The sequence below is a fragment of the Acinetobacter sp. YH12152 genome, from assembly GCF_013418285.1.
Taxonomy (GTDB): domain Bacteria; phylum Pseudomonadota; class Gammaproteobacteria; order Pseudomonadales; family Moraxellaceae; genus Acinetobacter; species Acinetobacter amyesii.
Map to the genome: position 1 here is coordinate 1 of NZ_VPCH01000124.1, position 1,102 is coordinate 1,102.

Consider the following 1,102-nt stretch of genomic DNA (forward strand, 5'->3'; position numbering starts at 1 on the left):
TAGGACTTACGCATTGACGGATTCAAAAAAGTATTAAAATACTTTATAAAGTATCTGTGATCAGACGAATTAAAAATGCTTCTACAGCAACTTGTACTCTACCCATTTATATGGGCTTTCTCATGACAGAACCGAACTCTATTAGCTGCACACAACTTGCCGAGACTTATAATATCTCGCATGATAGTGTAAATCGCTTTCTAGAGCGTGAAGACTACACACCTCACGACCTATATCAGGAAGCAATTCAACATATTGATAATAATAAACTTATAGTCAGTATTGATGATACTGTTTTAGATAAACCGTATAGTCAGCATATGGACTTAGTTAGCTATTTTTGGTCAGGCAAACACCACCGTTCCGTCAAGGGTATTAATCTCATTACCTTGTATGCGACAGATCAAAATGGTCAAAATATTCCAATTAATTTCCGAATTTATGACAAATCTGAAAGTAAAACCAAGAATGATTACTTTATGGATATGTTAAGTGAAGTACTCAGTTGGGGTGCAAAGATTCAATTTATTACAGGTGATAGTTGGTATTCATCGACTGGAAATCTAAAAACCATAAGAAAATATGGTATTCGATTTATGTTTGGTATCGACTGTAACCGTAAGGTTTCCCCAGAAAAAGGACAATGGTTTCAACTGCGCTTATTGCCAGATTTCCATCAGGGTCAAGTGGTCTGGCTCAAAGATTTTGGCTTTGTACAATTATTTAAGACTCAGTTAAAAGAACAGCAGAGGTTTTATATTGTGCATCAAGATGAAGATGATTTATTGTCCTTTGAAGGTTTTCATGAATTACATTCAAGTCATTGGAAAATAGAGCAATATCACCGGGTGATTAAACAGGTTTGTCATATTGAAAAGTTTCAAGTAAGACGATCTAAACTGATTTTGAATCATATTTTTTCAGCCTTGATGGCCTACGTTGAGATACAAAAGAACCAGTTTGAGCGGATCTTTGAAAATATATATCGTTGGCAGAAGAAATTATTTAGACCAATTATCAAAAACTTCATTGATGACTTTATTCTCGATAAAAATCATCTGCTACCACAGAGAATCTATAAATGATAGTGCGTAAGTCCTAT

At 34.4% G+C, this 1,102-nt stretch carries 1 protein-coding gene; it reads left to right on the plus strand.

Annotated features, from left to right (window positions below; all coding sequences use genetic code 11):
* Positions 1–56 precede the first annotated feature (56 nt).
* A complete protein-coding gene (locus FTU83_RS17275; protein WP_163123964.1) occupies positions 57–1,085 on the plus strand; it encodes an IS701-like element ISAba11 family transposase in 1,029 nt (342 codons plus the stop codon).
* Positions 1,086–1,102: the final 17 nt, after the last annotated feature.